Origin of the sequence: Deinococcus carri (assembly GCF_039545055.1) — a bacterium.
GTDB lineage: Bacteria > Deinococcota > Deinococci > Deinococcales > Deinococcaceae > Deinococcus > Deinococcus carri.
This window is the reverse complement of sequence record NZ_BAABRP010000008.1, coordinates 126,609-140,452: the sequence shown is the minus strand read 5'-3', so window position 1 is coordinate 140,452 and position 13,844 is coordinate 126,609. Positions and strand designations below refer to the sequence as shown.

Genomic DNA, 13,844 nt, shown 5'->3' with positions numbered 1-13,844 from the left:
AGCTTTTTCCCGCATCACATGACCGGTCAGCCAGCAAAATTCTCGCTGCCTGGTCCCTGGAAAGTCCCTCCATCTGCACACACGACAGAAGAAGTGCCACACTCCTCACCCTTCACATCTTATTAGGCAGTCACCGTGAGGAATGACCGCCCCGCGTGACCCGGCCCTGACCTCTCCCCTACCCCGCACCCGCAGGCGCACCTTCGGCGTGTATATCGGGCGCTTCGAGCCGCCGCACCAGGCGCACCTGCTGGTGATGCTGGAGGCGCTGGAGAGCGTGCAGAAGCTAATCGTGGTGATCGGCTCGGCCCGCGCCGCGCGCAACACCAAGAACCCCTTCACCGCCGAGGAACGGCAGGAGGTCATCACGGCAATGCTGCGGGAGGCGGGCTTGGCGCGCAGCCGCCTTCTCTTTGTGCATGTGCGCGACTACTTCTACAACGAGGGGCTGTGGCTCTCCGAGGTGCAGCGCGGCGTGGCGGAACATACGCGCGGCAGCACGGACGTGGCCCTGATCGGACACATCAAGGACGAGAGCAGCTACTACCTGCGCTCCTTTCCCGCCTGGGAGTTCATCCCGACGCACGTCATCAGCCCGCTGAGCGCGACCGACGTTCGAAAGGCCTATTTCGAGGACCGGCTGGAGGACGTGCGGGGCATGGTACCCCCCGCCGTCCACGCCTTTCTGAACACCTTCCGGCAGACGCCCGAATACGCCGAGCTGCGCGCGGAATATGACTACCTGCGCGAGTACCGCGCGGCCTGGGCGCAGGCCCCCTTTCCGCCCGTGTTCGTGACGGCGGACGCGGTGGTCACGCGCAGCGGGCACGTGCTGGTGGTGCGCCGGGCGGGGCTGCCGGGGCGCGGGCGGCTTGCCATGCCCGGCGGCTTCCTGCAACCCGACGAGACGCTGCTGGAGTGCGCCGTTCGCCGCGCCGCCGAGGAAACCGGGCTGAGCGAGGCCGTGCACCTGCGTGACCGGGTCCGCGCCGAGGCTGTCTTCGACTACCCGGACCGCAGCCAACGCGGACGCACCGTCACCCACGCCTTTCACTTCGACCTGGGGATAGGGCAACTGCCGGTGCTGAGGGCCGCGGCCGACGCCGCCGAAGCCCTCTGGATGCCGCTTTCCGAGGCCCTCGCACAGCCGGAACTGTTCTTCGAGGACCATCACGCCATCATCGAGCACTTCCTGATGCGGGGCTAGGACTCACTTTACTCATAAAGTAAAAGAGCAATTATGAGCCACAGCAGGACGGCCATTCGCCGCCCCCAGGAGACACCCTATGAGCCTTCCCCCTCTCGACGACCGCAACCTGATTCTCGACACCGACTCCTACAAGAGCAGCCACTTTCTCCAGTATCCGCGTGGCACCACGCGCCTCTTCAGCTACCTGGAATCGCGCGGCGGGCGCTACCCGGCCACGCGCTTTTTCGGGTTGCAGTACATCCTCGACCGCTACCTGACGCGGCGGGTGACGCGGGAAAACGTGGAGGAGGCGCGGGCGCTCATCGAGGCGCACGGCGAACCCTTTCCCTACGAGGGCTGGCTGCGGGTGGTGGACGTGCATGGGGGCCGCCTGCCGCTGGAGGTGCGCGCGGTGCCGGAGGGGACGCTGGTGCCCCTGCACAACGTGCTGATGAGCGTGACCAACACCGACCCCGAACTGCCCTGGCTGGTGGGCTGGTTCGAGACGATGCTGATGCGGGTGTGGTACCCGACCACCGTCTGCACCCAGAGCTATTTCATCCGCGAAATCATCCGCGCCGAACTCGAAAAGACCAGCGACCGCGCCGCCGAGGAGCTGCCCTTCAAGCTGCACGACTTCGGCTCGCGGGGCGTGAGCAGCCGCGAGAGCGCGGGCATCGGCGGGCTGGCGCATCTGGTGAACTTTCAGGGCACCGACACGCTGGAAGCCCTGCGCGTGGGCCGCAACCACTACGGGGCCGACATCGCGGGCTTTTCGATTCCCGCCGCCGAACACAGCACCGTCACGAGCTGGGGCAAGGAGCACGAGGTGGACGCCTACCGTAACATGGTGACCACCTTCGGCAAGCCGGGCGGCGTGTACGCGGTGGTCAGCGACAGCTACGACCTCAAGCACGCCATCAACGTGCACTGGGGCGAGACGCTGCGCCCGCAGATTGTGGAGAGCGGCGGCACCCTGGTCGTGCGCCCCGACAGCGGCGACCCGCCCGCGATGGTGCGTCTGGCGGTGAATGCCCTGGCCGCCAAGTTCGGCACGACCACCAACAGCAAGGGCTTCAAGGTGCTGAACAACGTCCGCGTGATTCAGGGCGACGGCATCGACGAGGGGACCATCCGCCAGATTCTCCAGAACCTGACCATCGACGGCTTCTCGGCCGAGAACGTGGCCTTCGGGATGGGCGGCGCGCTGCTGCAAAAGGTGGACCGCGACACGCAGAAGTTCGCCTACAAGGCCAGCGCGGGTGTGATTGACGGCGAATACCGAGGCATCTACAAGGACCCGGTGACCGACCCCGGCAAGCGCAGCAAGGACGGCGTGCTGGACCTGGTGCTGGAGGACGGCCGCATGGTGACGCGCCAGTACCGCACCTTCGACACCGACTTTCCGGGAAGCCTGATGCGCACCGTGTTCCGAGACGGCGAACTGCTGGCGCGTGACACGCTGGAAGACGTGAGGGGGCGGGCTTAACCCCATGACCCCCACCGACCACACCCGCCAGAACGCCCGCCTCTTCGACGCGGTAGCCGACTCGTATGACGAGGTAGGCTTCCTCGCGCTCGCCGCGCGGCACCTGCTGAGCCGGGTGGCTGTCCGGCCCGGAGACGCGGTGCTGGACATCGCCACCGGCACGGGCGTCGTGGCGCTGGCCCTGGCGGAAGCGGTGGGCACGGCGGGGCGGGTGGTGGGCGTGGACCTCGCGCCGGGGATGGTGGCGGCGGCGCGGGCTAAAGCGGCGGGCGTCCCCCAGGTGAGCTTCGAGGTGGGGGACGCCTCCGCCCTGCCCTTTCCCGACGGGGGCTTTGACGTGGTGGTGTGCGCGGCGGGCCTGTTCTTCATGCCGGACATGACGGCGGCGCTGTGCGAGTGGCGGCGGGTGCTGCGTCCGGGCGGGCAACTGGTGTTCTCGGTGTTCGGGCGGGGCCTGCTGGGCGAGTTGCCGGGATGGTGGCGCGAGGACCTTGCGGCGCTGGGGACCAAGCCGGGGTCGCCACCGCTGGGCCGCGTGCCCACGCCGGAAGCGGCGGCAGACCTGCTGACCGGGGCCGGGTTCAGGGGGGTGACCGCCGACCTGACTGTCCTCCCCTACACCCTGCCCTCACCCGAAGCGCGCTGGGCCGACATCACTGCCGGGCTGGAAGGCGTGCCCCTGGCCGGATTCGCGCCGGAGGTGGTGGGACAGGTCCGGTCGGCACACCTGGCAAGGCTGCGGGCTGCTGTCCCGAACTGGCCGCTGACGGTGCCCGTGCCGGTGATTGTGGCGCGGGGGGAGCGGGAGGGGTAAGGACATGAGGGGAGTACAGCCTGGGCTTGCGTAAGGTCGCGAGAAGCCCAAGCTCAGGACGGGCGCGAGACTTGGCGGGAATAGAGGAGAAGTGGCCCTGGAACGCCAGGCTCGCTCACCCCCACCCGGCCTCCCCCCTCAAGGGGGAGGAGCAAAAAGCCCAGCCAGCCACGTGAGCATCTCCTTGAAGCCAAAGCTCCTGCCTCCCTGTCTTTTCAAACTTTGGAGCAGGTTGCCGCGTTCCCGCCTTGCGAGTGGGCTGGCACAGCAGAGGAGCTTTCGGGCCGTCAGGCCCGCAGCCGCCAGGTGAATCGCAACAAGTTCCAGGCAGGAACCGTCAACGCTCAAAGCATGTTCGCCACTGGGCGGGACACCCTTTGCCCAGCGCAGCGCCGCTCCCCCCTGCCCCCGGTGGGGGTAGGGGGGCAGGGGGGGCGGAGGCCACTCGCAGCAAGATGCCCTGCCCCCAAAAGATTCACTCCTCCAGAGCCTGAGCCAAATCCGCCTGCAAGTCTTCCAGGCTCTCCAGCCCCACGCTCATGCGGATGCTCTGGGGCGTGACCCCGGCGGCGCGGCGGGCCGCCTCGGGCAGACGGCCATGCGTGGTGGTCCAGGGGTGAACGACCAGCGTGCGCGTGTCCCCCAGGTTGGGCGCGATACGCAGCACCCGCAGGCGGGACAGGAAGGCGGCGGGGTCCGGCACCTCGAAGGTGAGGACCGCCCCGAAGCCGCCGTGCAGGTACTTCCGCGCCATGGCATGGTGCGCGCTGCCGGGAAGGCCGGGATAGGAGACGCGCCCCACCCGCGGCTGAGCCTCCAGCCACTGCGACAGCGCCAGCGCCGTCTCGCTCTCCCGCGCCAGCCGCAAGGCGAGCGTTTCCAGCCCCTGCGCGAGCAGGAAGGCGTTTTGCGGGGCCAGCGTCATGCCCATCTGGTGCGCGCCCAGCCAGCGCTGCCGCCAGGCGAGAGCCTGCTCGCCGCGCACGTTCAGGACGCTGTTCTCGCCGCCGTCGGTGTAGATGGGATTGCGGCTGAGGTCGTGCCGGGTGCCGACCGTCACGCTGCCGCCCATCACGCTGCCGTGGCCGCCCGCCCACTTGGTCAGCGAGTGGGCCACGATGTCCGCGCCGAAGTCCAGCGGGCGACACAGGTAGCCCACGCCGCCCCAGGTGTTGTCGATGCCCAGCAGAGCGCCGTGGGCATGGGCGATGTCGGCCAGCGCGGCGAGGTCGGGCACGTCCCCGGCGGGGTTGCCGATGGTTTCAGCCCAGACCAGGCGGGTGTTGGGCTGCATGGCGGCCTGGATGGCCTCAGGCGTGTTCGAAGTCAGGGTCGCGGAAATCCCCATCAGCGGCAGGATGTTGTTCAGCAGGCCCGCCGTTCCACCGAATACGCTGGCGGTGGACACCACGTGGTCCCCCGCCCGGCACACGCTGAGGATAGCGGTGAGGGTCGCCGCCTGCCCGCTGGCGAGCGCCACGGTCGCCGCGCCGCCCTCCAGCGCGGTAAGGCGTTCTTCCAGCGCACGCACGGTCGGGTTTTGCAGCCGGGCGTAGCTGAGGCCCGAGTTCTGCTGAAACTCGCTCTGCGCCTCCTCCAGCGTGCTGAACTGGAAGGCGGCGGCCTGGTGAACCGGGATGCCGACCGTCTCGCCCAGCCCGCGCGGAATGCCGGTCTGCACGGCGGTCGTCTCGAAGCTCCAGTCGGTGTCGGTCCAGGCGGGGTCGGTGGCGCGGGTGTCGGTCATGCCCTCACGCTACGCGCCGGGAGCCGCTAGGGTGCGGGGCATGTCCTACCTGTCCGAACTGCGCGCCCTGTGGGGAAGCGCGCCCCTGGTTTCTGTCGGTGTGAGCGTCCTGATTCAGGACGAACAGGGCCGCGTTCTTCTCCAGCAGCGGGGGGACGATGGCCTGTGGGGCGTGCTGGGCGGGGGGCTGGAGCCGGGCGAGACGTTTCTGGAAGCCGCGCACCGGGAGCTGCGGGAGGAAACGGGCCTGACCTGTCCGAACATCGCGCCCCTGCCCCTGGAGGAAGGGCTGGTGAGCGGGCCAGAGTTCTACCACCGCTACCCCAACGGCCACGAGATTTATCTGGTCGGCCTGCGGACGCACGGCACCCTGCCCGCCGCGGCGCTGGCCGGTGCCCAGCCTGACGACAGCGGCGAGACGCTGGCCCTGGCGTGGTTCGCTCTGGACGACCTGCCGCCCCTGAACAGCAACATCAACCGCGTGAGCATGAACGTTCTGCGCGCCCGCGTGGGCCTGCCGCCCCTCCCGCTGCTGCCCGTGCCGGACGCGCCGCCCGTCGGGAATCACCTGCTGGCGCTGAGGCGGCGGGTCGGCCCGCGTCCCCTCTTCGCTCCCGGCGCAAACGTGCTGGTGACGGATGAGGCGGGGCAGTTGCTGCTGCTGCGGCACGGCGGCGCTGGAGGCTGGACCCTGCCTGGCGGCAGTCTGGAACCCGGCGAGAGCCTGGCGGAGTGCGCCCGGCGCGAACTGTTCGAGGAAACGGGCCTGGAGGCCGACCACCTCGAACCGCTGCGGCTGTATGCCGGGGCCAAGTACCGCTTCACCTACCCGCACGGGGACGTGATTGACAACGTGAGCGTCCTCTACCGGGCACACGGGGTCACGGGGCGGCTGACCCTGCCCCCCGACGAGATTCACGGCGCGGCATGGTTCGCTCCGGGCAACCTCCCCCCGGAGGCTGACCTCAGCGGGCCGCTCCTCCAGGCGATGGTGGCGCAGTGGCGAGACGGCGAGGGCCGGAGCGTTGCTGCCCCGGCCTCCAGCTAACACCTGCTCAGGTCTCGTTCCGGCTCTTCACCGTAATCACGCCGTAGGCTCCCTCCCGCTCGATGCCGACCTCGTCCTCGATGGCGAGGATGACGCGGTTCACGCGGTTGGGCGTCTCGCCCAGTTCGCGGGCGAGGCTGCGGGCGGTGTACCTGCCCGGCTCGGCCTGGAGCCGCAGCAGGACGCGCACGGCCAGGCGTTCAAGTCCAATTCCGGTACTGCTGGCGGGCATGAAACAGCCTCCTTCATACGGATTCCGTCCGATTCCTGAACAGTCGGGAGGGCACCGTCTGTTCATCCATCTCCCGAAATCCGCCCTTGTTCCTTCTCCCTCTGGTCGGATTTCCGGGTGTTTTCAACACCCTTCAATCGGAATCAGTATTACTTCTCGCGGATGCCCCAGCCCTGCGCCCGCACGGCGTCCATCAGGCGGTCCATGATGGGGTCCACCTCGGCGTCGGTGAGGGTCTTCTGGCCGCGGAAGACCAGGCGCACGGCCACGCTGCGCTGCCCCTCGGGGATGGGCGCGCCCTCGTACACGTCGAACGGCTCCACGCTTTCGAGCAGCTCGCCCGCCTCCTGCCGCAGCAGGGCCGCCATCTCGCCGTAGCTGACGGTGGTGGGGGCAATCACGGCGAGGTCGCGCCAGGCAGCGGGGGCGCGGCTGGGGTCACGGAAGGCCCAGGAGCGGCCCGGCAGCGGCAGGGCGGCTTCCAGCAGGAAGGTGTCACCCTTCAAGCCGAAGTCCCCCGCGATTTCGGGGTGCAGCGCGCCCAGCCAGCCCACCGGCACGCCGTTCCACACGACCTCGCCCGCGATGCCGGGGTGGAGGGCGGGGGGCACGGCCTCCCCGCGCACCTGCCGGATGTCCAGCGTCGCGCCCAGGCTGGCGGCGAAGGCCTCCACCAGCCCCTTGAAGACGCCGAACGACCCCGCCACCCCCGGCGCGTGCGTCTGCGGCGCGAGGGGACCGCGCATCAGCAGGCCCAGGCGTTCCTGCTCGCCTTGCGCCGGGAAGATGCGCCCGAGTTCGAAGAGCAGCACGCGCTCGCCCTTCGGGTGGGCCTGGGCCGCCTTCAGCAGGCTGGGGTAGAGGGCCGTCCTCATCCCGGTACGGTCGGCGGTGAGGGGATTACGCAGGCGCACACCGGGGCGCTCGCTGCGGGCTTTTTCGGCCTCCTCGTCGCTGGTGAAGGTGTAGGTCACGACCTCCTGAAAGCCCAGGCCGCTGAGGGTGCGGCGCAGGGTGCCCCGCTCCCCGCTGGCCCGCTCCGCGCCCAGGTTGCTCTCGTGGACGCGCAGGGTGGGCAGCGACTCGGGGAGGTGGGCGTAGCCGTGCAACCGGGCCACCTCCTCCGCCACGTCCTGCCAGATGGTCATGTCGACGCGCCACGAAGGGGGAGTGACGGTCAGGCGGTCGCCGTCCCGCACCACGCGGCAGCCCAGGCGGGTGAGGAGGCCTTCCATCTCGCCCGTGTCAATCTCCATCCCCAGCAGCGCGCGAATCTGGTCGCCCGTCGCCTCGATGGGGCCGGGCACCTCCGGCTGCCCGACGACCGTCGCGCCGGGGAAGGGCCGCCCGCCGCCGTACTGCTCGAGCAGGCCCGCCACCCGGTTCGCGCCGCGCGGGGCCAGGAGGGGGTCCACGCCGCGCTCGTAGCGGTACACGGCGTCGGTCTTGAGGCCCAGGCGGGTGCTGGTGCGGCGGAGCAGGACCGGGTCGAAGTGGGCCGACTCAATCACCACGTCCGACGTATCTGCCCGCACATGCCCATGCTCGCCGCCCATGATGCCCGCGATGCCCAGCACGCCCTGGCCCTGTTTCGGTTCGCCCGCCGCAGCGAACGCCTCCGCGACGCTGGGAATCGTCACCTCGCGCCCGTCGCGGATCAGCAGGTCTTCGGGGCCGACGGTGTGTTCGTTCCCCAGCAGGTCGCGCACCACCTCGCCCTGCCGCAGCCCGAAGGACACGATGATCTGGTCGTCCACCACCTCGCGGCGGTCGTACAGCGCGGTGGGCTGGCCCAGTTCCAGCATCACGTAGTTGCTGGTATCCACGATGAGGTCGATGGGGCGCATCCCCGCCAACGTGATGCGGCGCTGCATCCAGAGGGGACTGGGGCCGTTCTGCACGCCGCTCACCGTGCGGGCGGCGAAGTGGTCGCAGCCGAAGCGGATTTTCTGCGAGGGGTCGCGCTCCAGCGTCACGCCGCGCGGGGGGAGGGTGACGCGAATCTCGCCCTCGCCCTCTGGCTGCGGCCCGGCTTCCGGCTCCACCAGATCCAACTTGAGGAAGGCCGCCAGGTCCCGCGCGAGGCCCAGGGCACTCAGCACGTCGGCCCGGTTGGGCGTGACCTCCACGTCCAGCACACGGTCGGCGGGCCACAGCTCGCGCAGGGGGGTGCCGGGGGCCGCCGTCCCCGCCGGGAACAGCAGCAGGCCCGCGCTGGCCTCCCCGATGCCGAGTTCCTTCGCGCTGGCGGCCATGCCCCAGGACTCGACGCCCTGCATGGCGCGGATGCCGTACTCGACCTCGCCCAGCTTGGTTCCGGGCGTGACCAGGGCGACCATCGTTCCGGCGGGCAAGCCCACCGCGTTCGGCGCACCCGAGGCGATGGTGCGCGCGCCGTGCGGCCCCACGTCCAGCGAGAGCCGCGTGAGTTGCGTGCCTTCCAGGGGTTCGGCGGCGGTGACAGCCGCGAGCAGAACGCCCTCGGCGGGGGCGGGGACTTCCTCGATGCCCTCCAGCGGGAGGCCCATGTTGGCAAGGACGGGTTCGAGGTCGGCGACGGGGGGAAGCTGGGGGACGAGTTCCTGGAGCCAGGAGTAGGGGAGTTTCATGGGGACCTCAGGGGAGGGGCTTTGAGCGATGTGGGCTTTGAGCGATGAGCTTTGAGCTATGAAAAAGATGGCTGACGCCAAAAGCAAAAGTGTTCGGACGCAGGTTCATAGCTCACCGCTTTCCAGCGGCCTGAGCCGACGGTGGAAGGCAATCAACATGCGCCGGACCTCCGTCGCTTCCCTGTTCAGGGTGTCATGGTCATCGTGCGGGAGGTAATCGAGGTCGCGCGCCAGCAGCAGAAAGTAGGTGGTTTCAGCCAGGGAACCGAGAGCAATGCTGAGAAAGCGTGCGAGTTCCGTATCCCCGCTCCGGCCGCAGCCCTCAGCGATGTTGGCGGCCACAGAAGAGACGGCGCGGCGCACCTGACTCGTGATGCCGAAGTGCTCTTCACCAGGGAAGGTCCGGGTGAATTCATACACGCGCAGAGTGAGGGCGTGGGCGCGTTGCCAGACGAGAAGTTCCTGATAGTCGCGCATAGGCGGCGTGGGGAGGAGCAGTAAGCGATGAGCTGTGAGCTATGAACAGGCACCAGGAAGCTTCCGCCTGAAGCTGAAGCCATCTTTTTCATAGCTCATCGCTCACGGCTCACAGCCCCTCACCCCAGCTCCCCCCGGAACTGCCCCATCACCCGCGGGTCGTTCGCGTAGAAGTAGCGAATATCGGGAATCCCGTACTTCAGCATGGCGATGCGCTCCGGCCCCAGCCCGAAGGCGAAGCCGGTCTTGCCCTCGTACACGCGCTCCTTGCCCGCCGCCTCGCGCAGGTCGTCCACGGCCCGGAAGACGTTGGGGTGGACCATGCCGCAGCCGCCCAGCTCCAGCCACTTGCTCTCGCCGCGCGGATTTTCCCACCACACCGCGAAGTCGGCTCCGGGTTCGACGAAGGGGTAGTAGGAGGGCTGAAAGCGCACCTTCGCTGAAGGCCCGTACAGCCCGCGGGCCATCTCGGCAATCGTGCCCTTGAGGTCGGCCATGCTGATGCCGTCGCCCACGACCAGACCTTCGAGCTGGTGGAACATCGCCTCGTGGGTGGCGTCGGTGGCCTCGTAGCGGTAGACCTTGCCGCGCACCACGATTTTGAGGGGCGGCTCGTGGTCCACCATGTAGCGGATTTGCATGGGGCTGGTGTGGGTGCGCAGCAGGCGGCCGTCCTCCAGCCAGAAGGTGTCTTGCAGGTCGCGGGCAGGGTGGTACCACGGCACGTTCAGCGCCTCGAAGTTGTGGTGCTCGTCCTCGACCTCCGGTCCCTCGACCACCGCATACCCCATCCGCTCGTAGATGTGAATCAGGTCGTCGTACACGCGGCTGATGGGGTGCAGGCCACCCGCCGGCAGGCCCAGGCCGGGCAGGGTCACGTCGAGGGCTTCCGAGGCGAGTTTGGCGTCCAGCGCGGCACGTTTCAGCACCGCCTCGCGTTCCGTCAGGGCGGTGTCGATGGCCTGGCGCAGCGCGTTGATTTCCGCGCCCCTGGCCTTGCGTTCCTCGGGCGGGAGCTTGCCGAGCGAACCGAGTTCCTTCGTCACGAGGCCGCTCTTGCCCACGTATCTCGTCTTGACGGCTTGCAGGGCGGCGAGGTCGGGGGCGGCCTGGATGGCTTGCAGGGCTTCTTCTCTCATGGTGTCTCCGATCGGAATAAAACGGTCCGAATAAAAAAGGCCCCGCCTCGGCAAAAGGCGGGGTGTCGCGCGGCGTCTGGGGTCAGACGGGCGTGCCCCGGCCGCCGCTAAACGGCGAAGGTGTACCGGCCCGGGGCGTCATGCCGCCCAGGGTAACGGGCGGGGGGTGGAGGATCAAGGCGGGGCCATCACCCCCCCATTACAGGTCCGGTGGCAGGGTGGGCGCGTGACCTCCCGCAGACGACTGCCCGCGCTTCTGACCCTCGCCCTGACCCTGGCCGCGTGTGGTGCGGTTCCCCAGGCCGGCCCCGAGGCGGCCCGCCCGGTCCTGGCCCCCCTCGCGGCGGCGGGCGAACCCGTGATCAACGAGCTGTACTACGACGCGCCGAGCACCGACACGGGCACCTTTATCGAGCTGCGCGGTCCGGCGGGCAAGAGCCTGAGCGGGTACACCCTGGCGGCCTATGACACGGCGGGCACGCAGTACCGCACGATCACCCTCTCGGGCACCATTCCGGCCAGCGGCTATTTCGTGGTGGCGCAGGACACGGGGGTGGCGAACCGGAATCTGGTGGACGCCGGGGCAGACCTGAACAACGGCAGCGGCGGCCTGCGCCTGCTGAAGTCGGGCACCTTGATCGACGCGGTCGCCTACGGCACCCCCAGCGTGGGCCGGGGCGAGGGCACGCCCGCCCCCACGACCGGCGCGGGGTCGGCCCTGGCCCGCGTGCCCGACGGGCAGGACACGGGCGCGAACAGCACCGACTTCCGGGTGCAGACGGCCACGGCGGGCGCGGCCAACGGCGGGGGAACGGGCGGCACCCCGACCGGGAAAACCGTGCTGTTCGACCTCACCAAGCACGAGGATGCCGGGAATGCCGACTGGCGCATCGACGGGGCGTACAGCGACTACGCCTCGGCGCTGCGGGGCCTGGGCTACACCGTGCAGACGCTGACGGGCAGCGCCATCACGTCCACCGCCCTGAGCGGGGCGCGGGTGCTGGTGATCGCTGAACCGCAGAACCCCTTTTCCGACAGCGAGCGCGCGGCCATCCAGAGCTTCGTGCAGAACGGCGGGGGCCTGTTCATGATCAGCGACCACCGAGACTCCGACCGCGACAGCGACGGCTGGGACAGCCCGGAGGCCTTCGACGGCTGGGACGGCAGCACCCCGGCCAGCGTGGGAAGCAACCTCCAGCGCAGCCTGGACAGTGACACCCTGTTCGGCCTGCGGCATTCCTTCAACTCCAGTTTCAGCGACCCCGTCTACACGGCCACGCCCACCAGCCCCACGCACCCCATCGTGGTCGGCGGCGCGGGCAGCGGGGACGACGTGGCGAGCGCGGGCGTGTACGTGGGCACCAGCATCGACGTGCTGGGCGGCACCGGCGTGCTGGGCACGGGCGGCAGGACCTACCTGGGCGTGAACACGGTCGGCGCGGGCCGCGTGGCCGCCTGGGGCGACACCAGCACCTTCAGCGACGGGACGTTCAGCGACGGCACCACGAACCAGTACCAGAACTGGGGGAACCTCAGCAACGCCAACCTCGGAAAGAACGTGGTGCGCTGGCTGGCCGGCGACCTGTAGTTCGTCTCGTCCTTCCCGCGCCGCCCTGAACCTGTGAAACCATAGGTTCAATGGGTGAGGTTCACGCGGAGGTCTATCTGCTGGTGGCCGGGGTGCTGCTGCTGGTGAGCCTGGTGGTCAGCCGGCTGGGCGGGCGGCTGGGCATTCCGGGACTGCTGCTGTTTCTGGGCGTGGGGATGCTGGCGGGGACCGACGGGCTGGGCATCCAGTTCAGCGACTACCGCTTCGCGCAGGTGCTGGGCACGGTGGCGCTGTGTTTCATCCTGTTTCAGGGCGGGCTGACCACCCACTGGGGCGAGACGCGCCCCGTGATCCGGCGCGGCCTGAGCCTGGCGACGCTGGGCGTGCTGATCACGGCGGGCGTGATGGCGACCTTCGCGCATTTCGCCCTGGGGTGGCCCTGGCTGGCGGGCTGGCTGCTGGGCGCGGTGGTCAGCAGCACCGACGCCTCGGCGGTCTTCAGCGTGCTCAAGGAGCGGGCGCTGGGCCTGAAGGGCGACGTGGCCCCGCTGCTGGAGTTCGAGTCGGGCGGCAACGACCCGATGGCCGTCTTTCTGACGTTGGGGATTCTGGAGCTGATCGCGCATCCCGGTATGGGCGTACTGGACATCGTGCCGCTGTTTGTGCGGCAGATGCTGATCGGCGCGCTGGCGGGCGCGGTGCTGGGCCGCGCGGCGCTGTGGCTGCTCAACCGCCTGCAACTCCAGTTCGAGGGGCTGTACTCGGTCCTCAGCCTGGCACTGGCGCTCACCATCTTCAGCGGGGCGGCGGTGGCGGGGGGCAGCGGCTTTCTGGCGATCTATATCGCGGGCGTGATTCTGGGCAATGCCGACTTCATCCACAAGCGCAGCCTGCTGGCCTTTCACGACGGGCTGGCGTGGCTGATGCAGGTGGCGATGTTCCTCACGCTGGGGCTGCTGGTCAACCCGCGCGAGCTGCTGCCGACGGCGGGGCTGGCGCTGGCCTGCGCGCTGGTGCTGGTCTTCGCAGCGCGCCCCATCAGCGTGTACCTCAGCCTGGCGGCCTCCCCCATGCCGCTGAACCAGAAGACGATGGTGGCCTGGGTGGGCCTGCGCGGGGCGGTGCCGATCGTGCTGGCGACCTTTCCGCTGCTGGCGGGCGTGCCGCAGGCGCAGATGCTCTTCAACGTGGTGTTCTTTATCGTGCTGACCAGCGTGCTGCTCCAGGGCACCACCCTGACCCTGGTGGCCCGCCTGCTGGGGCTGCGCGAAGCCCTGCCCGTGCCCAGCGTGAACCCCATCACCTACACCCCCACCGGCCACAGCAAGAACGCGATGGTGGAGGTCGAGGTGCAGCGGGGCAGCGACGCCGACGGCCAGCGCATCGTGGACCTGCACCTGCCCCCCGAGGCCCTGGTGATCCTGATCCACCGCGGCGGCGAGTTCCTGATTCCCAAGGGCGCAACCCGCCTGGAGGCGGGCGACAGCCTTCAAGTCCTGGCCCGCGAGGACGAACTGCGCGAGGTACGGCGGCGGCTGGGAACGTGAAGCA

At 69.3% G+C, this 13,844-nt stretch carries 11 protein-coding genes; 6 read left to right on the top strand and 5 right to left on the bottom strand.

Annotated features, from left to right (window positions below; all coding sequences use genetic code 11):
- Positions 1-142: 142 nt before the first annotated feature.
- The 3 genes from ABEA67_RS11760 to ABEA67_RS11750 all read left to right on the top strand — a co-directional run bounded on the left by ABEA67_RS11760 (position 143) and on the right by ABEA67_RS11750 (position 3,492).
- Positions 143-1,207 (top strand): bifunctional nicotinamide-nucleotide adenylyltransferase/Nudix hydroxylase, encoded by a 1,065-nt coding sequence (locus tag ABEA67_RS11760; protein ID WP_345465323.1) that lies wholly within the window; start codon positions 143-145, stop codon positions 1,205-1,207.
- 79 nt (positions 1,208-1,286) lie between these two features.
- Positions 1,287-2,678: a nicotinate phosphoribosyltransferase gene (locus ABEA67_RS11755; protein ID WP_345465321.1), complete on the top strand. Its 1,392-nt coding sequence runs from the start codon at positions 1,287-1,289 to the stop codon at positions 2,676-2,678.
- A gap of 4 nt (positions 2,679-2,682) precedes the next feature.
- Positions 2,683-3,492 carry a class I SAM-dependent methyltransferase gene (locus ABEA67_RS11750; protein ID WP_345465319.1) on the top strand — a complete coding sequence of 270 codons (810 nt, stop codon included), beginning with the start codon at positions 2,683-2,685 and terminating at the stop codon, positions 3,490-3,492.
- 475 nt (positions 3,493-3,967) lie between these two features.
- Here the strand turns inward: ABEA67_RS11750 and ABEA67_RS11745 are convergent, their stop codons facing one another.
- Complete coding sequence (locus tag ABEA67_RS11745; RefSeq protein ID WP_345465317.1) at positions 3,968-5,239, bottom strand: aminotransferase class I/II-fold pyridoxal phosphate-dependent enzyme; 1,272 nt, start codon at positions 5,237-5,239, stop codon at positions 3,968-3,970.
- A gap of 40 nt (positions 5,240-5,279) precedes the next feature.
- On the opposite strand from ABEA67_RS11745, the gene ABEA67_RS11740 reads away from it, so the two are divergent.
- Positions 5,280-6,287: an NUDIX domain-containing protein gene (locus ABEA67_RS11740; protein ID WP_345465315.1), complete on the top strand. Its 1,008-nt coding sequence runs from the start codon at positions 5,280-5,282 to the stop codon at positions 6,285-6,287.
- A gap of 7 nt (positions 6,288-6,294) precedes the next feature.
- Here the strand turns inward: ABEA67_RS11740 and ABEA67_RS11735 are convergent, their stop codons facing one another.
- The 4 genes from ABEA67_RS11735 to pheS all read right to left on the bottom strand — a co-directional run bounded on the left by ABEA67_RS11735 (position 6,295) and on the right by pheS (position 10,744).
- The gene (locus ABEA67_RS11735) at positions 6,295-6,519 is read right to left on the bottom strand and encodes a hypothetical protein (RefSeq protein WP_345465313.1); all 225 of its coding nucleotides are present in this window, start codon (positions 6,517-6,519) and stop codon (positions 6,295-6,297) included.
- 149 nt (positions 6,520-6,668) lie between these two features.
- On the bottom strand, positions 6,669-9,128 hold the full coding sequence (locus tag ABEA67_RS11730; protein ID WP_345465310.1) for a phenylalanine--tRNA ligase subunit beta: 2,460 nt from the start codon (positions 9,126-9,128) through the stop codon (positions 6,669-6,671).
- 105 nt (positions 9,129-9,233) lie between these two features.
- On the bottom strand, positions 9,234-9,605 hold the full coding sequence (locus ABEA67_RS11725; protein ID WP_345465308.1) for a four helix bundle protein: 372 nt from the start codon (positions 9,603-9,605) through the stop codon (positions 9,234-9,236).
- 119 nt (positions 9,606-9,724) lie between these two features.
- Complete coding sequence (gene pheS, locus ABEA67_RS11720; protein WP_345465306.1) at positions 9,725-10,744, bottom strand: phenylalanine--tRNA ligase subunit alpha; 1,020 nt, start codon at positions 10,742-10,744, stop codon at positions 9,725-9,727.
- Positions 10,745-10,970: 226 nt separating this feature from the next.
- Between pheS and ABEA67_RS11715 the strand changes: the two genes are divergently transcribed.
- Together ABEA67_RS11715 and ABEA67_RS11710 are read left to right on the top strand one after the other, a co-directional pair.
- The gene (locus ABEA67_RS11715; protein WP_345465304.1) at positions 10,971-12,332 is read left to right on the top strand and encodes a lamin tail domain-containing protein; all 1,362 of its coding nucleotides are present in this window, start codon (positions 10,971-10,973) and stop codon (positions 12,330-12,332) included.
- Between the two features lie 50 nt (positions 12,333-12,382).
- A complete protein-coding gene (locus tag ABEA67_RS11710) occupies positions 12,383-13,840 on the top strand; it encodes a potassium/proton antiporter (protein ID WP_345465302.1) in 1,458 nt (485 codons plus the stop codon).
- Positions 13,841-13,844: the final 4 nt, after the last annotated feature.

Coding starts and splice junctions, on each gene's coding strand:
- ABEA67_RS11760 (WP_345465323.1), top strand. CDS start 143: ATGACCGCCCCGCGTGACCCGGCCCTGACCTCTCCCCTACCCCGCACC.
- ABEA67_RS11755 (WP_345465321.1), top strand. CDS start 1,287: ATGAGCCTTCCCCCTCTCGACGACCGCAACCTGATTCTCGACACCGAC.
- ABEA67_RS11750 (WP_345465319.1), top strand. CDS start 2,683: ATGACCCCCACCGACCACACCCGCCAGAACGCCCGCCTCTTCGACGCG.
- ABEA67_RS11745 (WP_345465317.1), bottom strand. CDS start 5,239: ATGACCGACACCCGCGCCACCGACCCCGCCTGGACCGACACCGACTGG.
- ABEA67_RS11740 (WP_345465315.1), top strand. CDS start 5,280: ATGTCCTACCTGTCCGAACTGCGCGCCCTGTGGGGAAGCGCGCCCCTG.
- ABEA67_RS11735 (WP_345465313.1), bottom strand. CDS start 6,519: ATGCCCGCCAGCAGTACCGGAATTGGACTTGAACGCCTGGCCGTGCGC.
- ABEA67_RS11730 (WP_345465310.1), bottom strand. CDS start 9,128: ATGAAACTCCCCTACTCCTGGCTCCAGGAACTCGTCCCCCAGCTTCCC.
- ABEA67_RS11725 (WP_345465308.1), bottom strand. CDS start 9,605: ATGCGCGACTATCAGGAACTTCTCGTCTGGCAACGCGCCCACGCCCTC.
- pheS (WP_345465306.1), bottom strand. CDS start 10,744: ATGAGAGAAGAAGCCCTGCAAGCCATCCAGGCCGCCCCCGACCTCGCC.
- ABEA67_RS11710 (WP_345465302.1), top strand. CDS start 12,383: ATGGGTGAGGTTCACGCGGAGGTCTATCTGCTGGTGGCCGGGGTGCTG.